The sequence below is a fragment of the Vibrio bathopelagicus genome (assembly GCF_014879975.1).
GTDB lineage: Bacteria > Pseudomonadota > Gammaproteobacteria > Enterobacterales > Vibrionaceae > Vibrio > Vibrio bathopelagicus.
This window is the reverse complement of the sequence record NZ_CP062500.1, coordinates 2,579,251-2,605,322: the sequence shown is the minus strand read 5'-3', so window position 1 is coordinate 2,605,322 and position 26,072 is coordinate 2,579,251. Positions and strand designations below refer to the sequence as shown.

24 protein-coding genes and 1 tRNA gene are annotated in these 26,072 nt (G+C 44.4%); 10 read left to right on the top strand and 15 right to left on the bottom strand.

The features are described 5' to 3' along the window. Nucleotides 1-67: 67 nt before the first annotated feature. The 6 genes from IHV80_RS11415 to rlmA all read right to left on the bottom strand — a co-directional run bounded on the left by IHV80_RS11415 (nt 68) and on the right by rlmA (nt 6,867). Nucleotides 68-376, bottom strand: coding sequence for a ribbon-helix-helix domain-containing protein (locus IHV80_RS11415; RefSeq protein ID WP_017084064.1), 309 nt, complete (start codon nt 374-376; stop codon nt 68-70). A gap of 205 nt (nt 377-581) precedes the next feature. Further along, the gene (locus IHV80_RS11410; RefSeq protein WP_192889125.1) at nt 582-2,159 is read right to left on the bottom strand and encodes an alkaline phosphatase; all 1,578 of its coding nucleotides are present in this window, start codon (nt 2,157-2,159) and stop codon (nt 582-584) included. A gap of 193 nt (nt 2,160-2,352) precedes the next feature. Then, nucleotides 2,353-4,239, bottom strand: a complete 1,887-nt coding sequence (locus tag IHV80_RS11405; protein ID WP_054542240.1) for a BCCT family transporter — start codon at nt 4,237-4,239, stop codon at nt 2,353-2,355. A gap of 170 nt (nt 4,240-4,409) precedes the next feature. Continuing rightward, on the bottom strand, nt 4,410-4,763 hold the full coding sequence (locus tag IHV80_RS11400) for a hypothetical protein (protein ID WP_192889124.1): 354 nt from the start codon (nt 4,761-4,763) through the stop codon (nt 4,410-4,412). Between the two features lie 253 nt (nt 4,764-5,016). Then, nucleotides 5,017-5,976, bottom strand: a complete 960-nt coding sequence (locus IHV80_RS11395) for a ChaN family lipoprotein (RefSeq protein WP_192889123.1) — start codon at nt 5,974-5,976, stop codon at nt 5,017-5,019. 75 nt (nt 5,977-6,051) lie between these two features. Next, nucleotides 6,052-6,867 (bottom strand): 23S rRNA (guanine(745)-N(1))-methyltransferase, encoded by an 816-nt coding sequence (gene rlmA / locus IHV80_RS11390; protein ID WP_192889122.1) that lies wholly within the window; start codon nt 6,865-6,867, stop codon nt 6,052-6,054. Between the two features lie 204 nt (nt 6,868-7,071). Here rlmA and IHV80_RS11385 point away from each other — a divergent pair, with 204 nt between their 5' ends. Then, nucleotides 7,072-8,046 (top strand): nucleoside hydrolase, encoded by a 975-nt coding sequence (locus IHV80_RS11385; protein WP_192889121.1) that lies wholly within the window; start codon nt 7,072-7,074, stop codon nt 8,044-8,046. A gap of 80 nt (nt 8,047-8,126) precedes the next feature. Here the strand turns inward: IHV80_RS11385 and IHV80_RS11380 are convergent, their stop codons facing one another. Continuing rightward, nucleotides 8,127-9,011, bottom strand: coding sequence for a D-hexose-6-phosphate mutarotase (locus tag IHV80_RS11380; protein ID WP_192889120.1), 885 nt, complete (start codon nt 9,009-9,011; stop codon nt 8,127-8,129). A 243-nt stretch (nt 9,012-9,254) separates the two neighbouring features. Continuing rightward, a complete protein-coding gene (gene gap / locus IHV80_RS11375) occupies nt 9,255-10,250 on the bottom strand; it encodes a type I glyceraldehyde-3-phosphate dehydrogenase (RefSeq protein WP_029223576.1) in 996 nt (331 codons plus the stop codon). Between the two features lie 358 nt (nt 10,251-10,608). On the opposite strand from gap, the gene msrB reads away from it, so the two are divergent. Beyond that, nucleotides 10,609-11,007, top strand: coding sequence for a peptide-methionine (R)-S-oxide reductase MsrB (msrB, locus tag IHV80_RS11370; RefSeq protein WP_029225933.1), 399 nt, complete (start codon nt 10,609-10,611; stop codon nt 11,005-11,007). A 141-nt stretch (nt 11,008-11,148) separates the two neighbouring features. Here the strand turns inward: msrB and IHV80_RS11365 are convergent, their stop codons facing one another. Next, on the bottom strand, nt 11,149-11,955 hold the full coding sequence (locus tag IHV80_RS11365; RefSeq protein ID WP_102438818.1) for a DUF2989 domain-containing protein: 807 nt from the start codon (nt 11,953-11,955) through the stop codon (nt 11,149-11,151). Nucleotides 11,956-12,068: 113 nt separating this feature from the next. Here IHV80_RS11365 and IHV80_RS11360 point away from each other — a divergent pair, with 113 nt between their 5' ends. Then, entirely contained in the window at nt 12,069-12,350 is a 282-nt protein-coding gene (locus IHV80_RS11360) for a YeaC family protein (RefSeq protein WP_192889119.1), read from the top strand. A 107-nt stretch (nt 12,351-12,457) separates the two neighbouring features. Here IHV80_RS11360 and ansA read toward each other — a convergent pair whose 3' ends face one another. Together ansA and sppA are read right to left on the bottom strand one after the other, a co-directional pair. Continuing rightward, complete coding sequence (gene ansA / locus IHV80_RS11355; RefSeq protein ID WP_192889118.1) at nt 12,458-13,474, bottom strand: asparaginase; 1,017 nt, start codon at nt 13,472-13,474, stop codon at nt 12,458-12,460. Between the two features lie 118 nt (nt 13,475-13,592). Continuing rightward, entirely contained in the window at nt 13,593-15,443 is a 1,851-nt protein-coding gene (gene sppA / locus IHV80_RS11350) for a signal peptide peptidase SppA (RefSeq protein WP_192889117.1), read from the bottom strand. 279 nt (nt 15,444-15,722) lie between these two features. On the opposite strand from sppA, the gene IHV80_RS11345 reads away from it, so the two are divergent. The 3 genes from IHV80_RS11345 (at nt 15,723) to IHV80_RS11335 (ending at nt 20,558) form a co-directional block, all read left to right on the top strand. Next, a complete protein-coding gene (locus tag IHV80_RS11345; RefSeq protein ID WP_192889116.1) occupies nt 15,723-17,732 on the top strand; it encodes an NADPH-dependent 2,4-dienoyl-CoA reductase in 2,010 nt (669 codons plus the stop codon). Between the two features lie 188 nt (nt 17,733-17,920). Further along, complete coding sequence (locus IHV80_RS11340; RefSeq protein WP_192889115.1) at nt 17,921-18,469, top strand: NAD(P)H nitroreductase; 549 nt, start codon at nt 17,921-17,923, stop codon at nt 18,467-18,469. Between the two features lie 127 nt (nt 18,470-18,596). Beyond that, nucleotides 18,597-20,558 (top strand): DNA topoisomerase III, encoded by a 1,962-nt coding sequence (locus tag IHV80_RS11335; RefSeq protein WP_192889114.1) that lies wholly within the window; start codon nt 18,597-18,599, stop codon nt 20,556-20,558. A gap of 53 nt (nt 20,559-20,611) precedes the next feature. Here the strand turns inward: IHV80_RS11335 and IHV80_RS11330 are convergent, their stop codons facing one another. From IHV80_RS11330 to IHV80_RS25335, 3 genes are read right to left on the bottom strand one after another with little or no spacing between them, the layout of a single operon-like run. Then, nucleotides 20,612-21,613: a DUF3080 domain-containing protein gene (locus IHV80_RS11330; RefSeq protein ID WP_192889113.1), complete on the bottom strand. Its 1,002-nt coding sequence runs from the start codon at nt 21,611-21,613 to the stop codon at nt 20,612-20,614. 7 nt (nt 21,614-21,620) lie between these two features. Next, nucleotides 21,621-22,307: an SDR family oxidoreductase gene (locus IHV80_RS11325; protein ID WP_192889112.1), complete on the bottom strand. Its 687-nt coding sequence runs from the start codon at nt 22,305-22,307 to the stop codon at nt 21,621-21,623. A 25-nt stretch (nt 22,308-22,332) separates the two neighbouring features. Further along, a complete protein-coding gene (locus IHV80_RS25335; protein WP_264158386.1) occupies nt 22,333-22,458 on the bottom strand; it encodes a hypothetical protein in 126 nt (41 codons plus the stop codon). A 110-nt stretch (nt 22,459-22,568) separates the two neighbouring features. Between IHV80_RS25335 and IHV80_RS11320 the strand changes: the two genes are divergently transcribed. Beyond that, complete coding sequence (locus IHV80_RS11320) at nt 22,569-23,489, top strand: histone deacetylase family protein (RefSeq protein WP_192889111.1); 921 nt, start codon at nt 22,569-22,571, stop codon at nt 23,487-23,489. 65 nt (nt 23,490-23,554) lie between these two features. Here the strand turns inward: IHV80_RS11320 and IHV80_RS11315 are convergent. Further along, nucleotides 23,555-23,645 (bottom strand) — tRNA-Ser (locus tag IHV80_RS11315). A gap of 259 nt (nt 23,646-23,904) precedes the next feature. On the opposite strand from IHV80_RS11315, the gene IHV80_RS11310 reads away from it, so the two are divergent. The 3 genes from IHV80_RS11310 (at nt 23,905) to IHV80_RS11300 (ending at nt 25,783) form a co-directional block, all read left to right on the top strand. Beyond that, on the top strand, nt 23,905-24,348 hold the full coding sequence (locus tag IHV80_RS11310; RefSeq protein ID WP_192890763.1) for an RrF2 family transcriptional regulator: 444 nt from the start codon (nt 23,905-23,907) through the stop codon (nt 24,346-24,348). A gap of 28 nt (nt 24,349-24,376) precedes the next feature. Further along, on the top strand, nt 24,377-25,561 hold the full coding sequence (locus IHV80_RS11305) for an NnrS family protein (protein ID WP_192889110.1): 1,185 nt from the start codon (nt 24,377-24,379) through the stop codon (nt 25,559-25,561). A gap of 69 nt (nt 25,562-25,630) precedes the next feature. Beyond that, nucleotides 25,631-25,783 carry a hypothetical protein gene (locus IHV80_RS11300; RefSeq protein WP_192890786.1) on the top strand — a complete coding sequence of 51 codons (153 nt, stop codon included), beginning with the start codon at nt 25,631-25,633 and terminating at the stop codon, nt 25,781-25,783. Nucleotides 25,784-26,072: the final 289 nt, after the last annotated feature.

Here is a 26,072-nt window from a genome sequence, read left to right as displayed (position 1 = left end):
TTATATACGGATAGAATACTGATGGATTTAGTAGTATAGGTAGTACTAGAGTACGACAATGAGTGAATTATATAGATTGTGCGGTGAGTTGGTTATTCGCGAACGACATTGTTTGCAGTGGTTGGCTTGCATAAGTTAAACATGCACAACGTAATAGCGACGCAAAATTAGTGACTTCACCATTATGCAGTAATGCTTCTTTATAAATGGTACTAATGAACTTCGGAACTGAAAGGCATTGATTATTGGCAATCTCTTCTAGTATGGACCAAAAACTAGCTTCTAATTTGACGCTGGTCGCATGGCCTTCAATCCGAATTGAGCGGGTGACAAATTGATAATTTTCTTTGGGCTGCTTAGCGAATATTTCACACATGTTTGGGGTCATCGATTGAAAGGTAAGTTTGTATACTGTCGATTAATATTTTATTCGTCAATATAATGATTGACGAATAGCTTGTAAAAAAGCGCCCTATGGGCGCTTAAATATTGAGTTTTTTGGTCGTCGTAATCTATTTAGTGCATGATTTATCAGTTAAATAATTTCTCATTTAGCTTGGTGAATCTCGACTGAACCCGAACTAGTTTACTTGCTGTTTAATGTACTCACCCAGTTCTGAGTGGTGCATGATTTTCGAAACGGGCAGTATCTTTTCAGCAGGCCCCCAAGCAAACACGTTCACTGGTGTATGAGTATGTGTACCAGTACCCCAAACGATGTTTTGGCCTGTTGCTTGTTCACGTGCAAGCAGGTTGCCACGGTCGTTGTAAGGGAAGAATGCATCGAAATCATTGATCGCTGGCACTTCTTCTTTAGCTAGGTATTTGTGCTGAGCCAGTCGATATGGATTCGGCTTACTTGCTAATACGTTTTTCGCTTGTTCCGCTGTGATAGGGAACTCACTGTTTTTGTTGACGATCTCAGCCAGCTTTTCAGGTGTTTGTAGTGATTTATCCAGCTTCTGAAATTCGCTGATCATGCCGTAGTAGCTTTGCTTCTGATTGTATAAACCATCAAGAATATCGAATGCGCCAAAGTTAAAGTTGGGTGCATAGTCGCGATCAGCGAAGGCTTCGCCAGATCGTTTCTGTGGTTTTGGTAGGTTATTCGACGAGTAGCTGAAACCAAAAGATCCTGTCTCGTGGTCTGCGGTTACAATCACGAGTGTGTCTTCACGATCTTTCGCCCATTCGTACACAGTCTGGATTGCTTCATCGAATTTAAGCAATTCATGCAGCATCGTGCCTGCATCGTTACTGTGGCCAGCCCAATCTATTTGGCCGCCTTCGACCATTAGGAAAAAGCCATCTTCATCTTTGGATAAAACGTTGAGTGCTTTTTGTGTCATCTCTTTCAAACTTGGTTGAGTTCGTTCGCCACTCTTTTTCTTGTTGCTGTAAGCAATGCCATCGTCCATGCCAGAGTAAGCAAATAGGCCAAGTAGCTTATCTCCCTTAGCGTCGTCTAGCATGTTGCGGTTAAACGCCAGTTGGTAGCCGCCTTTCTCTGCTTCAGTTAGAAGGTTACGGTCGTCTTTGCGCTTTGATTTTAGGTAAATGTCACCTTGAGTCAGCTGCTCAAGCTGCTTATAAGTTTCACCTTTGTCGTTGGTCGATTTAGGGATCCAATGACGCAGCCCTCCAGAGAGCATTACATCAGCGCCAGTAGCGAGCATATCGGATGCAATTTGATTCTCTAAAGAACGGTGAGGTTGGTGAGCGGCAAAGGAAGCCGGAGTTGCGTGAGTTAAGCGCGTATCGGAAACTAAACCGGTCGCTTTGCCCGCTTTCTTCGCTTTCTCAAGTACCGTCTCAACATGGTTACCCTGAGAATCGATACCGATCACTTCTGAACCGCTGTAAATACCAGTCGCAAGCATGGTCGCTGAGCAAGCTGAGTCAACCACGATTGCGTCTTCCGGGTGGGTAAGAGATGAGCCTATAACTCCTTCTTGCGCCAGTTGGTAAAGGGCAGTTTTGTTCCCTTTATAGACCGAATTCGGTGCTCGATTTGCGTAAGTCTCTAACAAACCCACTTGCTGTGGTCCCATGCCATCGCCAATCATTAAGATAACGTTTTTTATTTCCGCTGAAAGCACGTTAAATGAAAGTGTGGAAGTTGCCATTACGGCAATAACTGGTTTTATAAGCTGCTTCATTGTTTATCCCTATTTATATAAGCAGGGTGATTAGAACACTGAAGTGTGTCAAAGTCGTTTCATATTTGTTTCGGAAATATAAAACTGAGCAATAACTCAAACTTTTGCTTTGGCCAATAAAAAGGCTCACATTTCTGTGAGCCTTTGGCTTATTTAGGAGAGTCCAGATAAATGGACTGTGTCATGGCTAATGTCAAGCAAGTGGCAGTTCTGCAACCACCTGATTGAACGCGACTCGAGCTTTCTGAGCTTGCTCTGATAACTCAACTTTTTTCGCTTGAGCAGTGCTTAGGTTGTTTTCAGCCTGCTCAAGTGCTTGTTGTAGGTTTTCAGGAAGCTCATGTGTTTCCATTTGGGCACCCTGTTCAAGAACATAAGCGCGGATTTCTTTCTTCACATCGGCAAGGGCTTTATAAGCTTCACGTTCAAGTTCTGCTGCATCTTGTGCTGCGTCTTTTTCTTTCTCAAATTGTGCCAACGCCATACCTTCTGCCGACCATGGATCCATGTCTGGCAGCTCTTCGATGTTGATCGTTGGTTCGATGTAACTCTCTTGGTGACGCAAATCGAGGCTCGTTGCACGAACAGCTGAGATCATCAACATCACAGAGATAGCCAGTAGCGGTAAGCCACCGACAATTGCAGCAGTTTGAAGCGTACTTAAACCACCAAGGAACATTAGAATCGTCGGTAGGAATGATAGGGTAAATGCCCAGAACATTCGGTTCCAACGCATTGGCTCTTCCGTTACGTTGTTTTGTACTACTGACGCCAGAATGTAAGAAATCGAGTCGAACGTTGTTGCAGTGAAAATAATACACAGCAAGGTGAACACAGCGATCACTAATGTGCTCATTGGCAGTTGTGCCAGCATCGAGAAGATAGCCTTGGTTGCGCCTTCTTCGTTTAGGATTGCGACGACATCGAGTTCACCAGATAACTGCAGGGATAAACCGTAGTTACCTAAGATCATGAAGAATAAGAAACAGCCTAATGAACCAAAGAAGATAGAGCCTGACACCATTTGTTTAATGGTTCTGCCGCGAGAGATACGCGCAACAAACAGACCCATGCTCGGTGCGAAAACTAGCCACCACGCCCAGTAGAAAATAGTCCAATCTTGTGGGAAATGTGTGTTTTCAAACGTACCGTAGCCGCCGAATGGTTCAGCCCATGTTGCCATCACGAAGAAGTTAGACAATAGGCGACCAATCGAGTCTAAGCCTGTTTCAAGCATGAAAATCGTTGGGCCAGCGATCAGGACAAATATCAATAGTCCCATTGCGCCCCAGAAATTGATGTTGCTGAGGATCTTGATGCCTTTTTCTAAGCCCGCATACGATGAGTACGCGAATATCGCAGTACAAACCAGAAGCACCATAACTTGAGTTACGTTATTTTTTGGCAAGCCGAATAGGTGGTTAAGACCTTCAGTAATAAGAGGGGCAGCTAAACCTAACGTTGTCGCAGCGCCACCTAATAGACCAAAGATGAATAGGATATCTACAACTTTACCCGCAACACCGCGGCTATGGTGCTCACCCAATACTGGCATCAATGCGCTAGAAATTTTTAGTACAGGTTGTTTACGTACATAGAAAAAGTAGGCAATAGGAATCGCAGGGATTAGGTAAATAGACCAAGCAATTGGACCCCAGTGGAATAAACCATAGGTCGCAGCCCAACGAACGGCTTCTTCACTGCCAGGTTCTAGTTGGAAAGGTGGTGATTGATAGTAGTAAGCCCACTCAATACAACCCCAGTACAAGATACTTGCCCCGATACCCCCACAGAAAAGCATTGCTGCCCACGATGCGGTTTTGAACTCAGGTTCTTCATCGGCTTCACCCAGTTTAATTTGTCCCATGTCACTGAACACAACGTAAACCATGAAGGCACAAGCTGCGAGTCCAAGCGCCAGGTATAAGAAACCAAGTTGATCCGTCATAAAGGTTTTAGCTACCGCAATCCAGTCTGCCCCTTGAGTTGGGAACATAATTAGCGGGAAGATGATCGTGAGTAGGAGTGCTATCGCACCAAAAAAGGTTGGCTTATCAATAAGCGCAAAAGAGTTTTTCACGAGTATTATTCCATTAAAATGAGAACGGAATTATGTCGTGAACTCGTTTTTTAGGACAAATCGGGTCTGTTGTCGTGACGACAAATCGATTTTTTGCAATGAAAGAGGCTCAGTGCAATAGGGATAATGCACGTGGTGCAGTGAAAGGAATGCAGTAAAGGAAAGTAATGTTAAAGCAGAGCGAGAAGAATGCCACCAACCGTTGCCGCTGCGGATAAGTATTGCCCTGCTGAATAAGAGTTATCTTCCTCTTCTTCAATCTTATCTGGGTGATCCATACCAAGCGCGCCATGAGCAAATGATTCAACCTTATCAGTTACGGTTTCATTCTCTGCTGCAACTCTCTTGGCTTCTTTATCGATTTCTTTAAGGGCAGACAATAGGGCTTTGCCTTCATCAGAAAGCTTCACGGTATTTTGCTCAACCTTAAGAGGTGCAGGCTTTTGAGCTTCAGTGCTTTTAGCTTGTGCGTTTATTTGCGAAGGTGAATACAGCTGAGTGTTACTCGTTCCTACTGGCGTCATATCGCTCTCCTTACCTATCCTTAAATATAGTATCGGCAGAGGTGTGAAAAACTTGTGCAATTAATCATCGATAGTGATGCTTTTTATTCGCACATTACGTTTTCTTCTGCTTAATCAAAACTGCTTGGTAATTAAGCAATTCCTATGCCGATATCAATATTTATCTTAGGGCGCGATTGAACAAGCTTTTAGCGTGTTAGGTTCCTCGCTTACCAGACTTTAATTAAATAAAGCTTAAGTCTGGATAGCGAATTTAGTCGCACTTGAGATCGGAACCGCGCTTAGACAGGTGCTTGTATGCCTTCATTCGGTTCTCTTTTTGAACAAAGCGAGCGGGTGGAGAAAGTACTTTGAGTTGGTAGTCACTCGTATCCGATGAGAACTCGTCAACCGGGCTGATAACGGCGACTTTCAAATCAGGGTTACGACGCAAAATAGAAGCCGCAGTGCCTAAACCACCTTCAGTGTGGAACTTGCCTGCCACATGAATCACTTGCTGATTGGGGTTTGATGCTAGGTAATCAACAATCGACTCTGCCATGGTTTCGTCCCACGTTACCTGAGCGGCAAACTGCTTTTCAGTTTGCTCTGGTGTACCGTGATGCATGGAAGCCATGAACTTTTCTTTGTAAGGGCTATTGCCAGTATCGACTTCGGATGCAACCCAGTTTCGTTGCTCTGAAGACAGCTGATCTAGATAAGTTAAACCCTTACGGCCAATACATTGTACAAACGGCTTTGGTGCGTTTGCCGCAATGATATCGACGTTATTGGTTTTAGCGAACTCAACTAACGCGCGGTAATCACTTTCGTAATTTGGCCAAGCTGCCGCCTGAGACATAAGAACTTGCTCACCAATTTCATCATTTAGATATTGGTTCAATGTGTCTTGATGCTCTCGAGTGAACTGTTCCATTGAAAGGGCAATGTTTGAAGTGGCGTTGCGGCGCGCTTTTAAGAAGTCGGTTTGAAAGCGATGGATTGCCGAATGAGTGTGCCATTCGCCGATAAGAACCACATCAGCATCAATCAACTGTTGAGGTAGTGCCTCGAGAGAAAGTGTTTCGCCTTGTGGGGAAGCAAACTGATAATCATAGAATGTGGAAACGGTTTCCGTTTGCGTGTTAGCCACTTTTTGAGAAGTGTTGTTTGAAGGTTGATTAGCACATGCCGTGAGCAGGGTAGCCAATCCGATAAGAATAATACGTTGCATGAAATGCCTCCTTGAAGAACACGCATACTAAAGGAGGCAAGATGAGATATCAATGCAAACGATAATCAATATCAATTAAATTTGTTTGCGGTACACTCGCAGCATAAAGTCAGCTTCACAGTTGAATTGCTCAGCATCAGTGAGTTGTTGTTTAAACTCTTCACTCGCTTTCCAAGCAAACGGCGTCATCTGTAGCAGGTCGAATGCGTCTGACCCCGATAGTTCCATCATATAGTTTAGTTGCTCTTGGTGCTCAAGCGTAAAACCTTCGATCACTTCCGGATCTTCATCGTGCAAGCGAACGCCATCATAAATCGCATCACGCAGTTGATATAGGTGTCGACTGGCTGGTGTCACGGTGATCACGACGCCATTGTCTTTGATGGTGCGCTGTAACTCTTCAGCCTTACATGGCGCATAAATGCGCAGAATGCCGTCTAAGCTATTTTCAGCAAAGGGTAGGCGATGACTCGAAGCAACAGAGAAGTCGACAGAAGGGTAGCGCTTAGCGGCGTATTTGATAGCAATCTTAGAGATATCTAGACCAAAAGTAGCGCCACTCTTTTCTTGAAGGTTTACCGCAATTTCGTTGGTGTAATAACCTTCGCCACAACCAATATCCAATAGGCTAGGTGCCTCTTCTGGCAGATAGCGAGAACACAATCCAACAACCGCTTGGCGCATTGGATCGTAATGGTTACCTTCAAGGAAGCGACGACGTGCCTGCATCATCTCTTTGTTGTCCCCTGGATCTTTTGAGCGTTTGTGGTGTGCTGGCATCAAATTGACATAGCCTTCTTTCGCTAGGTCGAACTGATGGTTCTTTTCACACTTAAACGTTCGATCGTTTTGAGATAAAGGTTGGTGACACAAAGGGCATTGGTAAGTCATGACGATCTCAGAGGCATAGAGTTGGGCGCAGATTCTATCAAAAAGGTCTGCATCAGGCTAAATAAAAAGGCGAGAATATCTGCTTCTAGAATAGTGAGCTTATGGCTTATTACAATAAAAATCAGAGCTTAGGTTTAGGTCACGTTTATCTGCGTTTTTTCTGGGTATCGTCTACGTCTTCCTACTGTTTAATTAGAAGCTGATATGACAAAGAAAATCATCCTAGATACAGATCCGGGCATCGATGATGCAATGGCTATCCTATTTGCAGAAGCGCATCCGGATATTGAGCTGATGGGCATCACCACCGTTTATGGTAATGCGACGATAGACAACGGTACTCAGAATGCCCTTTATCTGAAACAGAAGTTTGGAATGAAGGCGCTTGTGGCTAAGGGAACGGATAAACCGTTAATAAGAGATCCCGTTGGAGCCACGGTTGTGGTGCATGGCGAGGCTGGATTTGGTGATGTGAAAGCGCCAAGTTCATTAGATGTTACAGCGATTGATAAGCCGGCTTATCAGTTCATTATCGATAGTGTTAGAGCTGAGCCGGGAGAGATTACTCTTGTGGCGGTTGGCCCTCTTACTAACCTTGCACTCGCTCTGGAGGCGGATCCTGAAATTGTCAACTTAGTAAAAGAAGTGGTCATTATGGGTGGCGCGTTCGGTGAAAATGACCATAGAGGTAACGTGACGCCATTTGCTGAAGCGAATATCCATGATGATCCTCACGCTGCGGATAAGGTGTTTACGGCATCATGGCCTGTCGTGATTATCGGATTAGACGTCACTGAGGAGAGCTTCTTTACTGGTCAATACCTTGATGATTTACGAGATGAGGCTGGAGAGGTAGGGCAGTTTATCTGGGATGTTAGCCGTTACTACTTAAAGTTCTATTCTGAAAAGGTAGGAATGGAGGGTTGTCATGTTCACGATCCTTCAGCCATTGCTTATGTCATCCAACCATCTCTGTTTACCTGTCGTAGTGGCTCGGTCAGGGTAGTGACTGATGGCCCAGCTGAAGGGATGACGATTCAGAAAGCTGACCAACGTAATTATATGAATGATGAATGGAGTTCGTTCCCTGCACAAAAGGTTGGCGTTCAAGTGGACAACAATGCTCTATTGTCACTCTATAGAGAAACTTTAGTTCACTATTCACAGCAGCAAAGCTAATTGATAGCCATCGTAGTGCTGTAAAAATAGCTGTAAAAAAGGCCGGATAAACCGGCCTTTGAAGAGTTTTTTTGAGCTGCTTACTGAGCCGCAATCAATGTAATCAGCTGGTGGCTTTCGCCAGGTTGTAACGTTTTGCCTGCTTCTAGGCTTGGTGCGTGCAGTGTTGATTCTACACACATCATGGTTAGGTAACCGTCGTCTTGCATGTCGCCCATAGCTGCAGCGCCTTCCGCCCACGGGTTCCACAATACAGCAGAGTTATGGCCGTGGTTTTCAACCGTTAATGTGCGACCAAGCTTTTTGTCGGCAACAAGAATTTGCGCTTCTGGCTGTGTGTAGACACGGTCAATAGTGTCAGTCAGTACCAACTCAGCACCACCTTGGCAGATCTTGCCCCCTTGCAGGCTATCTATGTACTCAGCACCCATACCAGTGGTGGTTGTGTTGTGAATATCGCCAACATTTAGGTAAGTGTGCAGCGCTCCAGAGAAAGTCCATGGTTGCGAATCTGTGTTCTTCACATCCAAAGTTACTTTTAGCTGGTCGCCAATCTCAACGTTCAATCGAGCATCGAATTGATGAGGCCATACTGCCAGAGTCGCTTCGCTAGGTTTTAGGCCTAAGCTTACAATCACGCCAGTTTCGTTTTCACGGTGCTCAACCAATTGCCATTCGCTTGAACGAGCAAAGCCATGTGCTGGTGCAGCAATGCGACCAAACCAAGGCCAACATACTGGAATACCGCCACGTAGTGCTGTTTTTCCGTCGAATTTAGCTTGTTGGCTCATCCAAATTAGGTCTTCTTGACCTTGTGGTTGGAACGACACGATATGACCGCCAAACAACGAAATCGCTGCGTTTGCTTTATCGTGGATAACGCGAACCAATTTTACACCTTCATGTTCAACGATAGTGACGTTGTCAGAAAGTACAGTCAGTGCAGGTAGAGTAGATAAATCCATTACATGATCCTTCTAAGGAAATTGAATTCAAATGCTGACAAGAACTAGGGTGCTTGTGATTTCATGAGTGACAAGCCGAGTCAGTATTGGAATTGAATTTCAGTGTTTTGGCGATCGGGATTGAAGTCGGAAGTCGTTTAAAAGATAGCAGGTATTAAAAAGGCGACACTAAGGTCGCCTTTTTCAAAGTCTGCTCAAAACAGTCTTCGCTAATGCTTATCTAAAGCTATTTCTAAAAAGAAATTACTTAGAGATGTGAGCGATTAGGTCTAGAACTTTGTTTGAGTAACCGATTTCGTTGTCGTACCAAGATACAACTTTAACGAATTTGTCAGTTAGAGCAACACCAGCTTTAGCATCGAATACTGAAGTTTGAACTTCACCGATGAAATCTTGTGATACTACTTGGTCTTCAGTGTAACCAAGAACGCCAGCCATTTCGCCTTCAGAAGCTTCTTTCATTGCAGCACAAATTTCTTCGTAAGATGCAGCTTCTTTTAGGTTAACAGTTAGGTCAACTACAGATACGTTAGCAGTTGGTACACGGAAAGCCATACCAGTTAGAAGGCCGTTTAGTTCTGGAAGAACAACGCCTACAGCTTTAGCAGCACCAGTTGAAGATGGGATGATGTTTTGAGAAGCACCACGGCCACCGCGCCAGTCTTTAGCAGAAGGGCCATCTACAGTTTTTTGAGTTGCTGTAGTAGCGTGAACTGTAGTCATAAGACCAGACTCAATGCCCCACTTATCGTTAAGTACTTTAGCGATAGGTGCAAGACAGTTAGTAGTACAAGAAGCGTTAGAAACGATGTCTTGACCAGCGTAAGATGCTTGGTTAACGCCCATTACGAACATTGGAGTTGCATCTTTAGAAGGACCAGTAAGAACTACTTTCTTAGCGCCAGCAGTGATGTGCTTACGTGCAGTCTCGTCAGTTAGGAAAAGACCAGTTGCTTCAGCAACTACGTCTACTTCGATAGCATCCCACTTAAGATCTTCTGGGTTACGCTCAGCTGTAACACGTACAGTTTTACCGTTAACGATTAGGTTACCGCCTTCAACTTCAACAGTACCGTTGAAACGGCCGTGAGTTGAGTCGTACTTTAGCATGTATGCCATGTATTCAACGTCGATAAGGTCGTTGATACCAACAACTTCGATGTCATTGCGCTCTTGCGCTGCACGGAATACGAAACGACCGATACGGCCAAAACCATTAATACCTACTTTGATAGTCATTGTAGTTGCTCCACAACTTAATTTCTGATTAAAGATAACTGGTAGTAAAATTACAGAATCCAGTATACATCTGCAATAGATAATCCGACTTAACTTGTTTAATGTCAAAAAAAAGCGACGCTTTTCTTAACAATTGGGTGTAAGTGGTTGAAATTTGACCATTGCGACTGGCTCTGAACCCTTCCAGTTGGGTAAAATACCCCTAAATGATGATTCACTTATGAGTGTATATGTACAATGTTTCCTGGTGAGAAAGTATGTGCTACAAAACGACTCATATGCAAGCCTTTATAGAAAAAAGTAAATATAATAAAAGAGAATGTGGACGGATATTAACGTGATTCACGAGGGAGAAAATATGACAAAGCCTGATGAATACTGGCGTGAACGCCTAACTGATGATGAATATGAGGTGTGTCGACTACGTGGTACAGAGGCCCCTTATAGCGGTAAGTTGTTACATAACCATGATACGGGTATCTATAGCTGTACCTGCTGTGAAACCCCTTTGTTTATATCGGATAATAAATATGATTCAGGGTGCGGTTGGCCTAGCTTTGACGCCCCTGTGAATGATGAAGCAGTGCGCTATATAGAAGATCTAAGTCACGGAATGAAGCGTGTAGAGATCCGTTGTGCAGCCTGTGATAGCCATTTAGGTCACGTTTTCCCTGATGGACCGAAGACAACAGGTGAGCGGTTTTGTGTTAACTCAGTGTCGTTAATTTTCAACAAAAATGACAAAACTACGAAATAACTTGTAACTATTGTCTAATCCTTACAAGTTGCTTTCAGGCACTTAAAGGGATGAATAGCCAAGTGGGTGGAGTTAACTCTAGTACAAATAAAAACAGCTACCATGACGGTAGCTGTTTTTTTGCGCATTAATAAATCAAAACTAATAGTTCGGCACTATGGACGCGGTGTAAACGCCGTCTTCAATGGCTTCGACAATCTTTTCGGCATCATCATTGAATTGCTTGTATTGAGGTTTGTCGAAACGGTATAACACATTAAGTTCTGCTTCTGAAGCGATGGGTACATCAAAATCTTTGGCGACCATGGCCCACAAATACGCTTTTTCTAAATGACCTAGGCTGTGGTTAATACTGGCCATGGATTTGAAAATCTCGGTATTGACGGCAGAACCGTTGGAAAGCGTTAAAGCATTATTGAGCAGCGTTAAGGTTTTTTCATGATCACGAGTCGTGTAGAAGGTGGCTAACGCATATTGCATTTCTGCCGTGTTTAACGCTTCTTTTCCTTCTAACTGCAAGAAACTGCGTCTGGCATTGGTGTCACCGGTTTGTGACCACAAGAAGTAGAGTGTTTCTGGTGTATCCGACTGAGACAGCTCTTTAACGATTCGTTCCGACTCTTCAATACTATGCATTAAAGCCGTAAAGCGACGTTCTTGAAGTTTAGATTGATCAATGGTTTCAATTTGCGCAGCCAGCTCTAGACACTTCTTATAAGAGGCGACCAACTTAAATTCTTTGATCTTATTGATTTCGGTTGGTTGTTTTAGAACTTCGAAGCGATGCCAGATGAGATCAGTACGTGCAACGCGGCATTGTCCGTCGTTCATATTGAGCTGTTCACATTGTAACGCCGAATTGCTTTGGCATAGCTGATCCGTGTTCTTGTTCCCTTCAAGGCAACCAGCAAGCGCAAGAGGCAATATGCCAATAGCCAACCATTTCATAATCTTCATATTCCTTCACTTGTGATCAATTACACTTATTTTCGGTGAGGTTCTTGACTCAATTCTGTTACAGGTTATTTTCTGGTGAAAATTGTTAAAACTAGGGCTCTACCATGGATGCAGAACAACTTCTTAGCGCAATGACTCCTGAGGTCTACGAGCGTTTAACTTATGCAGTTGAAACAGGCAAATGGCCAGAAGGTGCGGCGCTTTCCAAAGAACAACGTGATTCGTGTATGCAAGCTGTCATGTTATACCAATCTAAACATAATGACGAAGCTCAGCATATGACAATTGCGGCTGGTGGTGATATTAGCTTTAAATCAAAGGCTGAACTCAAGAAACAGTTTAAATCAGACCAAGAAGATATTGTTAGGGTTAACCCGAATCATTAGGTTTAAATTACAACAAAGGGGAGGCTCTGTGCCACCCCTTTTTAATGTTAAGCTGTTTATTTTTAAGCAGTAAATCTATATTAACCTGCTTTTAAATACCCGCTTACTTATAAGCTCATCTCACCACGTAACACTTGTTGCATCTTATTTTTTACTTCTTCGTAACCTAGGTTTTGGCTGAGCAAGTAATGCAGTTTCGCAAGCGCTGCTTCTGGCGTCATATCGTAACCGCTCACCACGCCAGCTTCCGCTAACGCACAACCCGTAGCGTAACCACCCATGTTGACTTTACCCGCCAAACATTGAGTTAGGTTAACCACAATCACACCACGCTCAGAAGCGTCTTTTAGGTGCTGAAGCAGTTCTGGGTTCTGTGGTGCATTACCAACACCAAACGTAAGCAAAATCATCGCATTCACAGGCTGTAGTAGCGTGTTGCGAATCACTTCGTGTGATATGCCAGGGTACATAGTGATCACACCGATTGGTTGCGGTGTAATGTTATGGACTTTAAAAGCGCCTTCTGGCTGTTCGTTGACCGAAATATTGCTGCTCACCTGAATGTTGATACCCGCTTCTAGCAGTGGAGTCAGGTTTGGTGAGGTAAAGGCGTTGAAACCATCCGCGTGTGATTTAGTACTGCGGTTGCCACGCATCAACTTGTTGTTAAAAAACAGCGTTACTTCATTGATTGGGTAGTTAGCCGCAATATGAAGTGCATTGAGCAGGTTCGCTTGTCCATCTGAACGCAGTTCAGCGAGTGGGATCTGAGATCCTGTCACAATCACAGGTTTGCCAAGGTTTTCCAACATGAAAGACAGAGCTGAAGCGGTATACGCCATGGTGTCTGTGCCATGCAAGATAACGAAACCATCATACTTATCGTAGTTCGCGCGAATATCATCAGCGATAGTCTGCCAATCAAGTGGCGTCATATCAGAAGAATCCATAAGTGGTTCGTATTCGTGAATGGTGTATTCAGGCATCTCTGGGCGATGGAACTCAGGCATGCCAGCTAGCTGCTTATCCATAAAACCAGCGACAGGAACGTAGCCGTGATCAATAGATTTTTGCATGCCAATTGTGCCGCCGGTGTACGCGATGTAGATGTGTTTTCTTTCCATGGCGATAAATACTTAGTGTGATGTAGGGAACAGGGGGGCGATTATAGCGAATTATCGTGCAATAAAAAGAGGCGCCTCACACAGAGGCGCCTCTTGATAACAAAGCGTTAGATTTAACTTATTGAACTTGGCAATTTAGACAAAATGCATAACGTCCTTGTGGGTCGTTAAAGTTGCCTAATAGTTGGCTATCTTGAGCTAACTGCTGAGTAACAGGCTGTAAACTGCTTGGTATCATCGACTGAATATCAAGACCTATCGACATCTGAACTTGGTTCATGAATTGCTGAATAAACTGTTCAGTCGCTGTAAGTGGCTCTTCTACCCAATATATATTGTAGCTTTCTAGTTCAGCGAGTGAAGCGGCGGCTTCAATTGCGTCATCAAAGTCACCAATCTCATCAACCAAACCTTTCTGCATAGCATCTTGCCCCGTCCATACTCGACCTTGAGCAATCTTGTCGACAGCAGCGACCTCCATACCACGGTTTTCTCCAACTAAGCTAATGAATCGGCGGTAGCCATTTTCAATGCCCATTTGGAACGCGTCTTTCGCACCATCGCTGAGCCCTGTTGTAATACCAAGGCCAGAGAAAGGTGAAGTGCCGACACCATCCGTGTAAACACCAAGGTCGTTCAAGCCTTTTTCAAAGGTCGTGATCACACTAAAGATACCAATAGAACCGGTTAGCGTGGTTGGTTGAGCCAGGATTTTGTCTGCACCCATTGAGATCCAGTAACCACCAGAAGCGGCAAGGCTAGACATTGAAACCACCACAGGTTTGCCAGCTTCTTTAAGCGCCTCGACTTCGTTGCGAATCACTTCTGATGCAAAGGCGCTGCCACCTGGGCTGTCGACACGCAGTACAACTGCTTTTACTTTGTCGTCGTTACGTGCTTGGCGAAGTAGGGCTGCAGTGGTATCACCACCAACAGTACCTCGTGGTTGTTTACCATCCATAATTGCGCCGCTAGCAACAATAACTGCTACGTCGTGTGCTTCGCTTGTCATGTCTGGAATCATGGTTGAACGGTATTCGTAGTAACCAAATGCGTTGTAGCTGTCTTGACCATCACTGCCAAACACATCAGCCAATTCAAGTCTCACTTGTTGGCGTGTTGCCAGTTGGTCAACTAAACCTAGCTTCTCAGCGAGTTTAGCGATATCGCCATCAACCGATTCAAGCTCTTTCAAGAAGGTATCCATGCTTGGATTCAGTGTTTTCGCATCGATTTGACGGTTGTGAGAGACATCATCTACGTATGCACCCCACAGTTGGCCTAACCAACGAGAAGCAGACTCTTTCGCTGCGTCTGACATGTCGTCGCGAATGAAAGGTTCGATTGCAGACTTATACGTACCGACGCGGAATACATGTGTATTTACGTCAAGCTTCTCTAATAGAGTTTTGTAGAACAGCGAGTAAGCACTGTAGCCTTTAAGCAGCACGCCGCCGTCTGGCGATAAGAAGACTTTGTTAGCGTAGCTGGCTAGGTAGTACTGGCTTTGGTTGTAAAAGTCACCCACCGCATAAATCGGCTTACCTGTCGCTTTGAACTCATTAAGAGCTTTAGCAATGTAACGAAGCTTGGTCAGGTTGGTTTCTGGCAGCTCTTTGAGTGCTAAAACAAGACCAGTGACGTTTTCGTCGTCCTTGGCATAACGAATCGTTTCAACGATATCAAACAGAACATTCTCTTTCGGGAGGTCTTTGCCAAGCAGTGAACCTGTCACGGAGTCCATCGGATTAATGTAGCGACTTTGCTCGACAATCGGTCCAGAAAGGTTAAGTACCAATGCCGATTGTTGCGGAACGGTTGGTTGAGTCGTATCTGAGTGAAAGTACACAAAGTAAATAATGGCGATACTGAGCAAAAAGAACAGGTTAACAAGCGCAAGACGCACAAACGTAATGAGCTTCCAAATTCCTTTAAAGATCATACCGATAAATTTGAATATTTTTTTCATTCTGTCTCCACAGTGAGATTACGTCGCTTTAACAAGTCGTAGTACCATTAATCTCAATAATATTAACTGCTTAGTATCCTACGATAATTCCCTAACTCAAACTACACCCAGAATTGTTAATCGATATATATTCTCATTAAGTGTAGTCATATTAAGGACTTTTGAACGATTAATACGTCCTGCATTATGATCGGTGTTACAAAAATGTAAACGGTTGTTTGAACTTTTGGTGATTGAGCTATACTGTGGTCAGACCACAAGGATAAAATAATAGAAGTGATGTCTGCCATGTACCCACATTTACTCGAACCACTCGATCTTGGATTTACTCAGTTACGTAACCGTGTATTGATGGGATCAATGCACACGGGTTTAGAAGAAAATAAAGAAGGCCTACACAAACTCGCCGCATTTTACGAAGAGCGAGCTAGAGGAGGCGTTGGCCTTATTGTAACCGGTGGTTTTTCTCCAAATCTACGTGGCAGATTAACTCCGTTTAGTGCTGAGTTCAGCAAGGTTAAACACGCGAAAGCTCACCAAGTTGTCACAGAGGCCGTGCACAAGCATGGCGGTAAAATTGCCCTTCAATTGTTACATGCTGGTCGCTACGCGATGCACCCTTTTGCTCAAAGTGCTTCAGGCATAAAAGCGCCTATCGCCAAATTCGCACCGAGCGAAATGAGCCCGCGTCAGATTAAGAAGACCATTGATGCCTTTGCAAATAGTGCAGAGCTTGCTCAAGTTGCCGGTTATGACGGTGTCGAGATCATGGGATCTGAGGGCTACCTTATTAACCAATTCATCTGTAAGCGTACTAACATGCGTTACGATGAATGGGGTGGCTCTTACGAGAAGCGTATGCGTTTCCCGTTAGAGATCGTTAAGTCGATTCGTGAAGCCGTTGGCGACGATTTTATTATCATTTTTAGACTGTCGATGCTTGATTTAGTAGAGCAAGGCAGCACGTTTGAAGATGTTGTATTACTTGCTCAAAAGCTTGAAGAAGCGGGCGTGACCATTATCAACACTGGTATCGGTTGGCACGAAGCTCGTATTCCTACGATTGCGACTCAAGTACCACGTGGTGCTTTCTCTTGGGTGACGGAAAAGGTTAAGCCTTATGTGTCTATTCCGGTCGTGACATGTAACCGAATCAATACGCCAGAAGAAGCAGAACGCATTCTCAGCTCTGGTCAGGCGGATATGGTCTCTATGGCTCGTCCTTTCTTGGCGGACCCTGATTTTGTCAATAAAGCCGCGCAAGACCAAGCTCAATTTATTAATACTTGTATTGGTTGTAACCAAGCCTGTCTTGATAATGTATTCAAGGGCAAAAGAGCAAGCTGCCTAGTTAACCCACGAGCGTGTTACGAAACAGAAATTGTTGTGCAACCAGCTCAAGCAACCAAAACCATTGCTGTAGTCGGAGCTGGGCCCGCAGGTTTAGCTTGTGCGACCACATTAGCGCAGCGTGGACACAAGGTTGATTTAATTGAGAAAAATGACCGAATTGGTGGCCAATTTAGACTGGCAATGCAGATTCCGGGCAAAGAAGAATTCAGAGAAACCATTCGTTACTTTGCGAACCAGATTGATGCAGCCGGTGTAAATCTTAAACTCGATACCGAAGCGACATTTGAGATGCTGCTTAAGTACGATGAAGTCGTGATGGCAGCGGGTGTTGAACCTAGAAAGCTTAATCTTGAAGGGATTGATCAAGAAAAGGTGGTCGATTACCAAACCTTAATTCGTGAAAAGACACCTGTAGGCGAAAAGGTCGCGATTGTTGGTGCTGGTGGTATCGGTATCGATGTGGCAACCATGCTCACAGAGCCAACTTCTCATGGCTTAGATGACTGGCTTCACGAATGGGGCATTGATAAAAACATGGAACACCCAGGTGGGCTTTACCCTTACCCAGATTCATTCAGTGATAAAACGGTTTGGGTGATGCAGCGTAAAGCAGGTCGTGTTGGTAAAGGCCCAGGTAAAACCACGGGTTGGATTCATAAGCGTACGCTAGAGAAGCGTGGCGTTAACCTACTGGGTGGTGTCAGCTACAACAAAATTGATGATGAAGGTCTGCACATTACCATGAATAAGAAAGAGCAGGTGCTGGATGCCGATTCCGTTATCGTGTGTGCAGGTCAAGTTTCAGTTCGTCCGTTTGAAGATATGTGGCAAGAGTTTGGTGGCAAACTTCATGTTATCGGCGGCGCTGATTATGCGGGTGAACTTGATGCGGTACGTGCTATTCGACAAGGTGTTGAGTTAGCCATTAAGCTCTAACAATAAACAGAATGCTCTTGTTCGATAAGCTTGAACTAGACAGATAAATAAGGCTCCTAAGTCATAGATTTAGGAGCCTTTATTGTTTCAAATCAGTGTTAAATACACACCTGTTGAGATTTATTATCGTTTGTATTCTGTGCTACAGTTCAACTATACAAATAATAAAGAAACAGTAAGGACTTCAAATGGATGCTTTGGATCTATTGCTCAACAGACGCTCTATCGCAAAACTCTCTGATCCAGCACCTGAAGGTGTCGCGTTAGAAAATATTATCAAAGCGGGTTTACGTGCTCCAGACCATGGCGCACTGACACCGTGGCGCTTTGTTATCGCACAAGGTTCAGGGCTACAAAAGCTCTCTGATATCTTGGTTCGTGCTGCTGAGGCGGACAAAAGTGAAGAAGCGGTGATTGAGAAAGTAAAGAAAGCGCCGTTCCGAGCTCCAATGGTCATCACTGTGATTGCAAAAGTGACTGAGCACGAGAAAGTGCCCGCTATCGAACAACACCTGTCTGCTGGTTGTGCTGCGCAAGCAATGCAAATGGCAGCAGTCGCACAAGGCTTCCAAGGTTTTTGGCGTTCAGGTAAATGGATGTTCCATCCAGAGGTACACCAAGCATTCGGCCTAGAAGGTGACGACGAAATTGTTGGTTTCCTATACCTAGGTACTCCGGGCTGTACGCCAATGAAAGTACCAGAGCGAGACTTCTCGAAGTTCGTCGAGTTCTTATAGAGCTCTTCAGGAAAACAGCGGCACAACGAATTGTTGAATGCTCACTGTATAAACAACCAGTTTTCCTTGATTTCTAGGGGCCACGTTAGATAATGTGGCCCTAATTGTTTGTAGCATCTGGAAAAACATGTCTCGCCTTATTATTGCTGAAAAACCAAGCCTAGGCCGCGCGATCGCCGCCGCACTACCGAATCCACAGAAGAAAGACCAAGGGTTTATCAAATGTGGTAATGGGGATGTGGTGACTTGGTGTATTGGACACTTATTGGAGCAGGTTGAGCCAGACGCTTACGACGACCGCTACAAGAAATGGAACCTAGCAGACCTTCCTATTGTGCCAGAGCAATGGCAGCTGAGACCACGTAAGACGTCAAGCAAACAGCTCACGGTGATCCGAAAGCTATTGAAGGACGCGACTCAAATCGTTCATGCAGGTGACCCGGATAGAGAAGGGCAGCTGCTGGTTGATGAAGTGATTGATTACTGCAAGGTGTCCAAGGCTAAGAAAGAGTCGATGGACAGATTGCTTATCAGTGACTTGAACTTGCCAGCGGTAAAGCGTGCGCTCTCTCAGATGCGCAGCAACCGCGATTTTATTCCACTTTCTATCTCTGCATTGGCGCGCTCTAGAGCCGATTGGCTGTATGGCATGAACATGACTCGCGCCTATACCTTGTTAGGGCAAAAGGCGGGTTACCAAGGCGTCTTGTCGGTAGGGCGAGTGCAAACTCCCGTACTTGGTTTAGTGGTGAGACGTGATGAAGAAATCGAAAACTTCATTCCGAAAGATTACTTCACTTTATATGCGCTGATCCCTTATCAAAACAACGGCCAGAGCTTTGATATTCGAGCGCGTTGGAAACCAAGCGAAGCATGTAAACCTTGGCAAGATGAAGAAGGCCGTGTGCTCAATCGAAAGCTAGTTGAGAATGTCGCTAACCGAATTGCTAATCAGCCTGCAACGGTGACGGAATCAGAGCAGAAGCAAAGCAAACAAGCGGCGCCACTTCCTTATTCGCTGTCAGCTCTACAGATTGATGCGTCTAAGCGTTTTGGAATGAGTGCTCAACAGGTACTCGACACTTGTCAGTCATTGTATGAGAAACACAAACTCATCACTTATCCACGTTCTGATAGCCGATACCTGCCTAAAGATCACTACTCGCAACGAGAATCAGTCGTCGACGCTATCGCTAATAATGCGAAAGAACTGCAAAGTGGTGCTCAAGGTGCGGATCTTTCTCTTAAATCAAAAGCATGGAACGACAGCAAGGTCGACGCTCACCACGCGATAATCCCAACACCGAAGAAATCATCGGTGAATGGCCTGTCTGCCAATGAGATGAAGATCTATCAGCAAATTGCTCGTCAGTATCTGATGCAGTTTTATCCGCCGGCCATTTTTGCCGATGCCAAGCTTGTGTTTGATATCGCTGGTGGCGTGTTCATCGCAAAAGGGCGCCAACTTATTAACCCAGGTTGGAAAGTGTTGATGGGTAAAACGGATACCGAAGAGAAAGGCGATGGCACAGACACGGTTCCTCCATTGGATAAAGGAACGGTACTGACGTGTCGTGAAGGCGTTATTGGCGATAAGAAAACTGAGCCACCAAAACACTTTACCGAAGCGACGTTGTTACAAGCGATGACCGGTATTGCACGCTTTGTGGCAAATAAAGACCTCAAAGCTATCTTGAAAGAGACCGATGGCCTCGGAACAGAGGCAACTCGTGCGGGCATTTTAGATACTTTGTTTAAGAGGCAACTGCTAACTCGACAAGGTAAAAGTATTCACAGTAGCCCGGCGGGAAGAGGTTTGATTAATGCCTTACCTGAGGACTCGACCTTCCCCGACATGACCGCTCACTGGGAGCATCAGTTGCAAGGCATGGCTGAACGAAATCAAGCGTATCAACCTTTCATGCAAGAACTAGAAAGCAAGATCGACGGCTTGATGGGCAAGGTAAAAACGGGTGAAGTCCCTGAGTCTCTGCGTCATCTTCCTAAAGTCGAAAGACCGGCCTTTAAACGCCGCAAAGGCGGTGGTGCGAAAAAGAAAACGTATGCTAAGAAAGGAACGAAAAGCTAAAAGTTAATTGTTAGGAACTGACAGCAAAAAGCTATCTATTGTAGGTGTCGGGATTAACGACCGACTTTGCGTCCGCAGCGCTTAAACAGCTGTTGCCAGTAATCAACATGGCGGCGAGTGGAGGCACGAAAGGCTTGATGTGCATCTTGGATCGGAAAGTAATAACTGTGCAGGTCAGGTTGCGCATCAAACATACCAAGTTGCGGGGCTAACTGTTGATAGTAGCCATCCAATTGCGCCATGTAAGGCTGAACCTTGCTAATGTATTGTTGCTCGAACACATTGTTGAGGTAACGAAACTTAGTGGTGTTTCGCTGTTTGCCACAGATGATGCTGGCATCAAAAGTTGTCAGCTGTTGGGTAATGATATCGAGCTCGACAGAGGCACGAGATAGTGAGTAGTACAAATCCCCAAGCGTCGAACTCTTCTCTAATCCTTCTTGAACCTCAATAATCTTGCCGGAAACTAGCGGTGTGTTTAACGCTAAATTGATATGCTCTAGGGCGTCACTTGTCTGTCGAACTTGTTCGCCGATATCAGCACGTAACCACTGACTACCACGCATTTGCGATTGCATCGCTTCACTGGCATAGATTAGATTCCATTGGTGCAGTGGAAATTGTGCGAGTTTCTGTTGCTCGATTTCTCTGAGTAATTCTACGATCTCTGGATCTAATTCGTTATTAGATAAACACTTACCAACACCTTCCAGTAGAGCGACTTGATAATCGTAATTCCGGAACTCGTCGGCGACTTTTCCAAGTACGGAATTTCTCTCTGCAATCAGATTGAATAATCCACATTGTCGAAGTTGATAACTGTCGATAAGCCCGATAGAGAGCGAAGGGACTTCAATAAACAGTTCTCGCTTTCTCGGTAAGCTTTCGAGTTCCCAGTCTTCCTGTATCTCGTCAGCATCTTGCACGTTGGCGATTTTGGTCTGATAGTCGTCGAAATAGTTCTGTGGGCTGTCATCGACACATCCAGTTAACACCATTGTTAGACACAACGGTGTTAGACGTACGAGTAAGCTTGAGATAACCCGACGACCCATGTGACGGCTACCAGTCTATTTCGCTACCATCGAAATTAAAGAAGTGACCACTCACTTCAGTATTCGATGACTCTATTAGAGTCACAAGGCCTTTAGCCGAAGTCTCTGTATCAATAAGAGCGTTAGGTCCGCCCATTTCCGTCTGTACCCACCCAGGGTGTAACGCTAATACTGTAAAGCCATTATCTGTTAAGTCGTTGCTTAAACTCTTCACAACCGAGTTTAGAGCCGCTTTAGATGAACGATAGATGTAGCCTCCGCCTGATGTGTTTTCAGACATGCTGCCCACTCTTGATGAAAGGCACGCGATCTTTTTTATTGGGCTCTTTGCTAGCAAAGGCAGTAAGGATTCAACGAGCTTGAGAGGAGCGATGGTGTTGATTTCGAAAACACGACGCCACTCTTCTACATCGGTATTACCCAGCCCGTAACCTTTAGGACCATAGTAGCCAGCGTTGTTGATGAGAACATCGATAGGTTCAAGCTTTAAAGGAAGTTCATTGACGGATCGATAGTCCGTGATGTCGAGTTGTAGGCACGAAAGGTTGCTGTTTTCGTTTGCGAGAGCAAGTAACTCTTGTGCTGTGGAAGCATCGCGATAGGTGGCATACACGGTGTGGCGATCATTTACGTAGTGTTGGGCTAGGCTTAGACCAATACCTCGGTTCGCACCAGTGATAAAAATAACGCTCATAATGATTCCTTGTTAGTTCAATCAGTTAAGTGTGATGGGTTAACGCGATAAAATCAACGCTCCACCAACTGACCATCAGTATGCTCACGAAAATCATTACTGCTGCGACAGAGCCGCAGATCACACCACAGATGAGTATTACGTTTTTCATTGTTGTCTCTGGAATTAATTAAAGTTAATGATAATTATTATCATCAATTAGGGTTGTCGCCAAGTATGAGACTGTTATGATTTTGAGACTGAAACGTAATACGCCTGACTATGATTCCTTTAATTTACCATCCAATTTATTCTCAATTGCCTTTACCAGAAGGGCATCGTTATCCTATCCATAAATACCAACTGTTGCACAGTGCGGTGAAGCACCACATGGATAGCGATCCCAAATGGAGTAATGCATTCGAAGTGTTCCAGCCAATGCCTGTTTCGGTAGAACAAGTAAAGCAGGTGCACGATGGTGAATATGTCGATTTGCTGGTTTCTGGAAATTTGCCTGCGGCAAAAATGAGACGTATCGGCTTTCCGTGGAGCGAACAGCTTATAGAAAGAACACTCTATTCAAGTGGTGGAACCTGCTTGGCTGCAGAAATGGCTATCGAGAGTGGTTTAGCGATTCATCTCAGCGGTGGCTATCACCATGCGCACCGAGATTTTGGCAGTGGCTTCTGTTTGTTGAATGATCTGGTTTTGGCGGCTAAGCATGCGCTAACGTTTGAACATATAGATAAAGTGTTGATTGTCGACAGTGATGTTCACCATGGCGATGGTACAGCGACACTTTGCCAACAGAATGACGACATTATTACTTTGTCGTTCCACTGTGATAAGAACTTTCCTGCTCGTAAACCTGTATCTGACTTGGATGTGCCGTTAAGCCGTGAAACGGAAGACGAGGAGTTTCTGCGTTGCTTTGAACAGGTCACCAACATGGCTATTGCTCATCATCAACCGGATCTGATTATCTATGATGCGGGTGTCGATATTCATCAAGATGACGAATTGGGGTATTTGAATATTTCTACACAAGGGATATTTAAACGCGATTGTTTGATGCTCAACTTAGCAAAGAGTAAAGCGATTCCAATGGCGTGTGTTGTGGGTGGTGGTTATCGGTCGGAACATAAAGATCTGGTGCCGATCCACATGCAGTTACTAAACGCTGCATTGGCTGTGAATAGCTGAACCGTTGAGCTGCGTGATCTTCAGATACAAAAAAGCCGCTGATTTCTCAGCGGCTTTCTTTAATGTGGTGGAGGGATAGGGATTTGAACCCTAGAACCGCTATTAACGGTTGCCGGTTTTCAAGACCGGTGCTTTCGACCACTCAGCCATCCCTCCGATGCCGCGTATAATATAAGGGTGGCTTTCGCTTGTAAATACCCTTATTAACTGACTGCTTTTTTTATGAACAAGTTTGTGTGTTTATATATTGCTAGAGTGAAAATTCATCTAATACAAGAGATGAAATAGACGAAGTTAAGAGTGCAGGCAAAGGTATAGATTTAGCTTCTTGCTGTATCTCCCTCTAGGGTTAATCTTGCCTTTAATGATTATAAGATTCATAATGAATACATCTTATAAAGTGAAATATCCCACTATGCATATCACACGTTACACTGATTACTCCCTGCGAGTTCTGATTTATCTAGCGATCAACAACCAATCTCTTAGTACCATCGGCGACATTGCTAACAGCTATGGTATTTCTAAAAACCATTTAATGAAGATTGTCCAACAGCTCAACCTTAAAGGGCATTTGATCGCTACCCGTGGCAAAAATGGTGGCTTGAAACTGAGTTGCCCGCCAAGTCAGATCAATATTGGTACGTTAGTTCGAGAATTAGAAGATAAGCGTAACTTAGTTGAATGCTTTGGTGAGGATAATCGCTGTGTCATTACACCAAATTGTCAATTGAAAACTATCTTTGCTGAAGCTCAAGAGTGTTTTTACAAAAGCTTAGACGCTTATAGCTTACAAGATCTCCTAGGCGCAGAGCACAGCGACAAGCTAGGACAACTCTTGGCGGTTGAAGTTATTTAATTTTGGTTAACTCACTAGGTTTATGATGATGAAAGATTTAAATGCAAACCCCAATAATAGCGCCTCAATGACAGCATTTTTTGAACTCGCGTTTCGACCGTTTTTCTTGTTTGCGTCACTTTTTAGTATTGCAGCGTTAGTCGGGTGGGCTGCGTTTTGGAATGGTAGCGCAACCCTGAATGTTTATGGCGGAGCAATGTGGTGGCACATTCATGAAATGTTATTTGGCTTTGCAGCCACCGTCGTGGTGGGCTTTTTACTTACAGCAGTACAAAACTGGACGGGTGTCCGCAGCATCAACGGACGCGGGTTAATGTTGCTTCTGGCTATCTGGCTGTGCGCGAGAGTAGCTATGTTCTTGCCAGGAATACTAAGCCCTTGGTTGGTGGCTGGAATCGATTTGTTGTTTTTACCTATCGCTATGATTTCTCTTGCTTATAATATTATCAGTGTGAAACTTTGGCGAAATCTATTGTTCATTCCTATTCTGCTGCTAATGACTTTTGCCAATGCCGCGATGCATTATGGTGTTCTATTTCAGCAGCCCGTCTTAATTTCGCAAGCGAGTACTGGCATGGTGCTGTTGGTGACCTTAGTAATGTGCATTATGGGTGGACGAGTCTTTCCTATGTTTACCGCTAATGGCACACAGACACCACGAACTCCTGCATTACCATGGCTTGAAAAGCTGAGCATAGTCAGCACGATTTTTGCCGTTGTGCTGAGCTTTCAGATACTTCCCGTTGCACAAGGCATTGTTGCTACCGTGTTTATTGTCAGTGGTTTGGCAAACGCGCTTAGGGCGGTAAGGTGGAAAATATGGGTAGCATTCAAGACACCCCTCGTGTGGACTTTACATTTAAGCTATTGGGCAATTTCGTTAGGGCTTATTTTATTTGGCGTTTCGATCATTTCACCATTGGTTACGCAATCACAAGCGATTCATGCGCTAACCGTGGGTGGAATGGGAGTGATGATCTTATCAATGATTTCACGTGTGTCGCTAGGACATACCGGTCGAACTATCGCGATTGGCAAATTAATGACTGCGGCGTTAATCGCCATTGTCTTTGCTTTTATTGTGCGAGTGTTTGGCGGGTACTTTACCCACAATATTGTCTATATCATCACCTTATCCAGTGCTCTGTGGATTGCCGCATACAGTTGTTTCACTGTGCTGTACCTACCAATTCTAATAAAACCAAAAGCTTAAATACTCCAAGATAACAAGTAGGTAATTCGACTAATATTAAAGTTGCATTTTAAATGCATCTTTAATATTATGACCTTACTGAGTTACTTAAATACAACCAAAGAGAACATGATTATGAGCTGTTGTGGCGGATGTGGTGGTTCAAACCACGAAGAAAAAGCAAATGAAGCTGAACAAAAGAAACAAGCAGAGCAGCAAGAGACTAAGCAAGAAAACGCTTAATTCAAGCAGCGCTCAAGCCAAATTTAAAAATCCAGAGATTTCGATGAAGCCTCTGGATTTTTTTATTGTTATGGATTAATAGTGAGAGTCCGAGAAAACCCTAAACTTGATTCGACTCTTCAGTTAATGACTTTACCCAAATGGCATGTACTGCTCGCTAATCACATTCAATGAACGTGCGTGTAGGTAAGTGTGGTTTAACATTTGTATCGGTGACTGAAACGCGGGGGGGAGTATACATTGAACTAGGGCTGGCGATAGTCAAACAGAAATAGAGTAGTAACAGCGC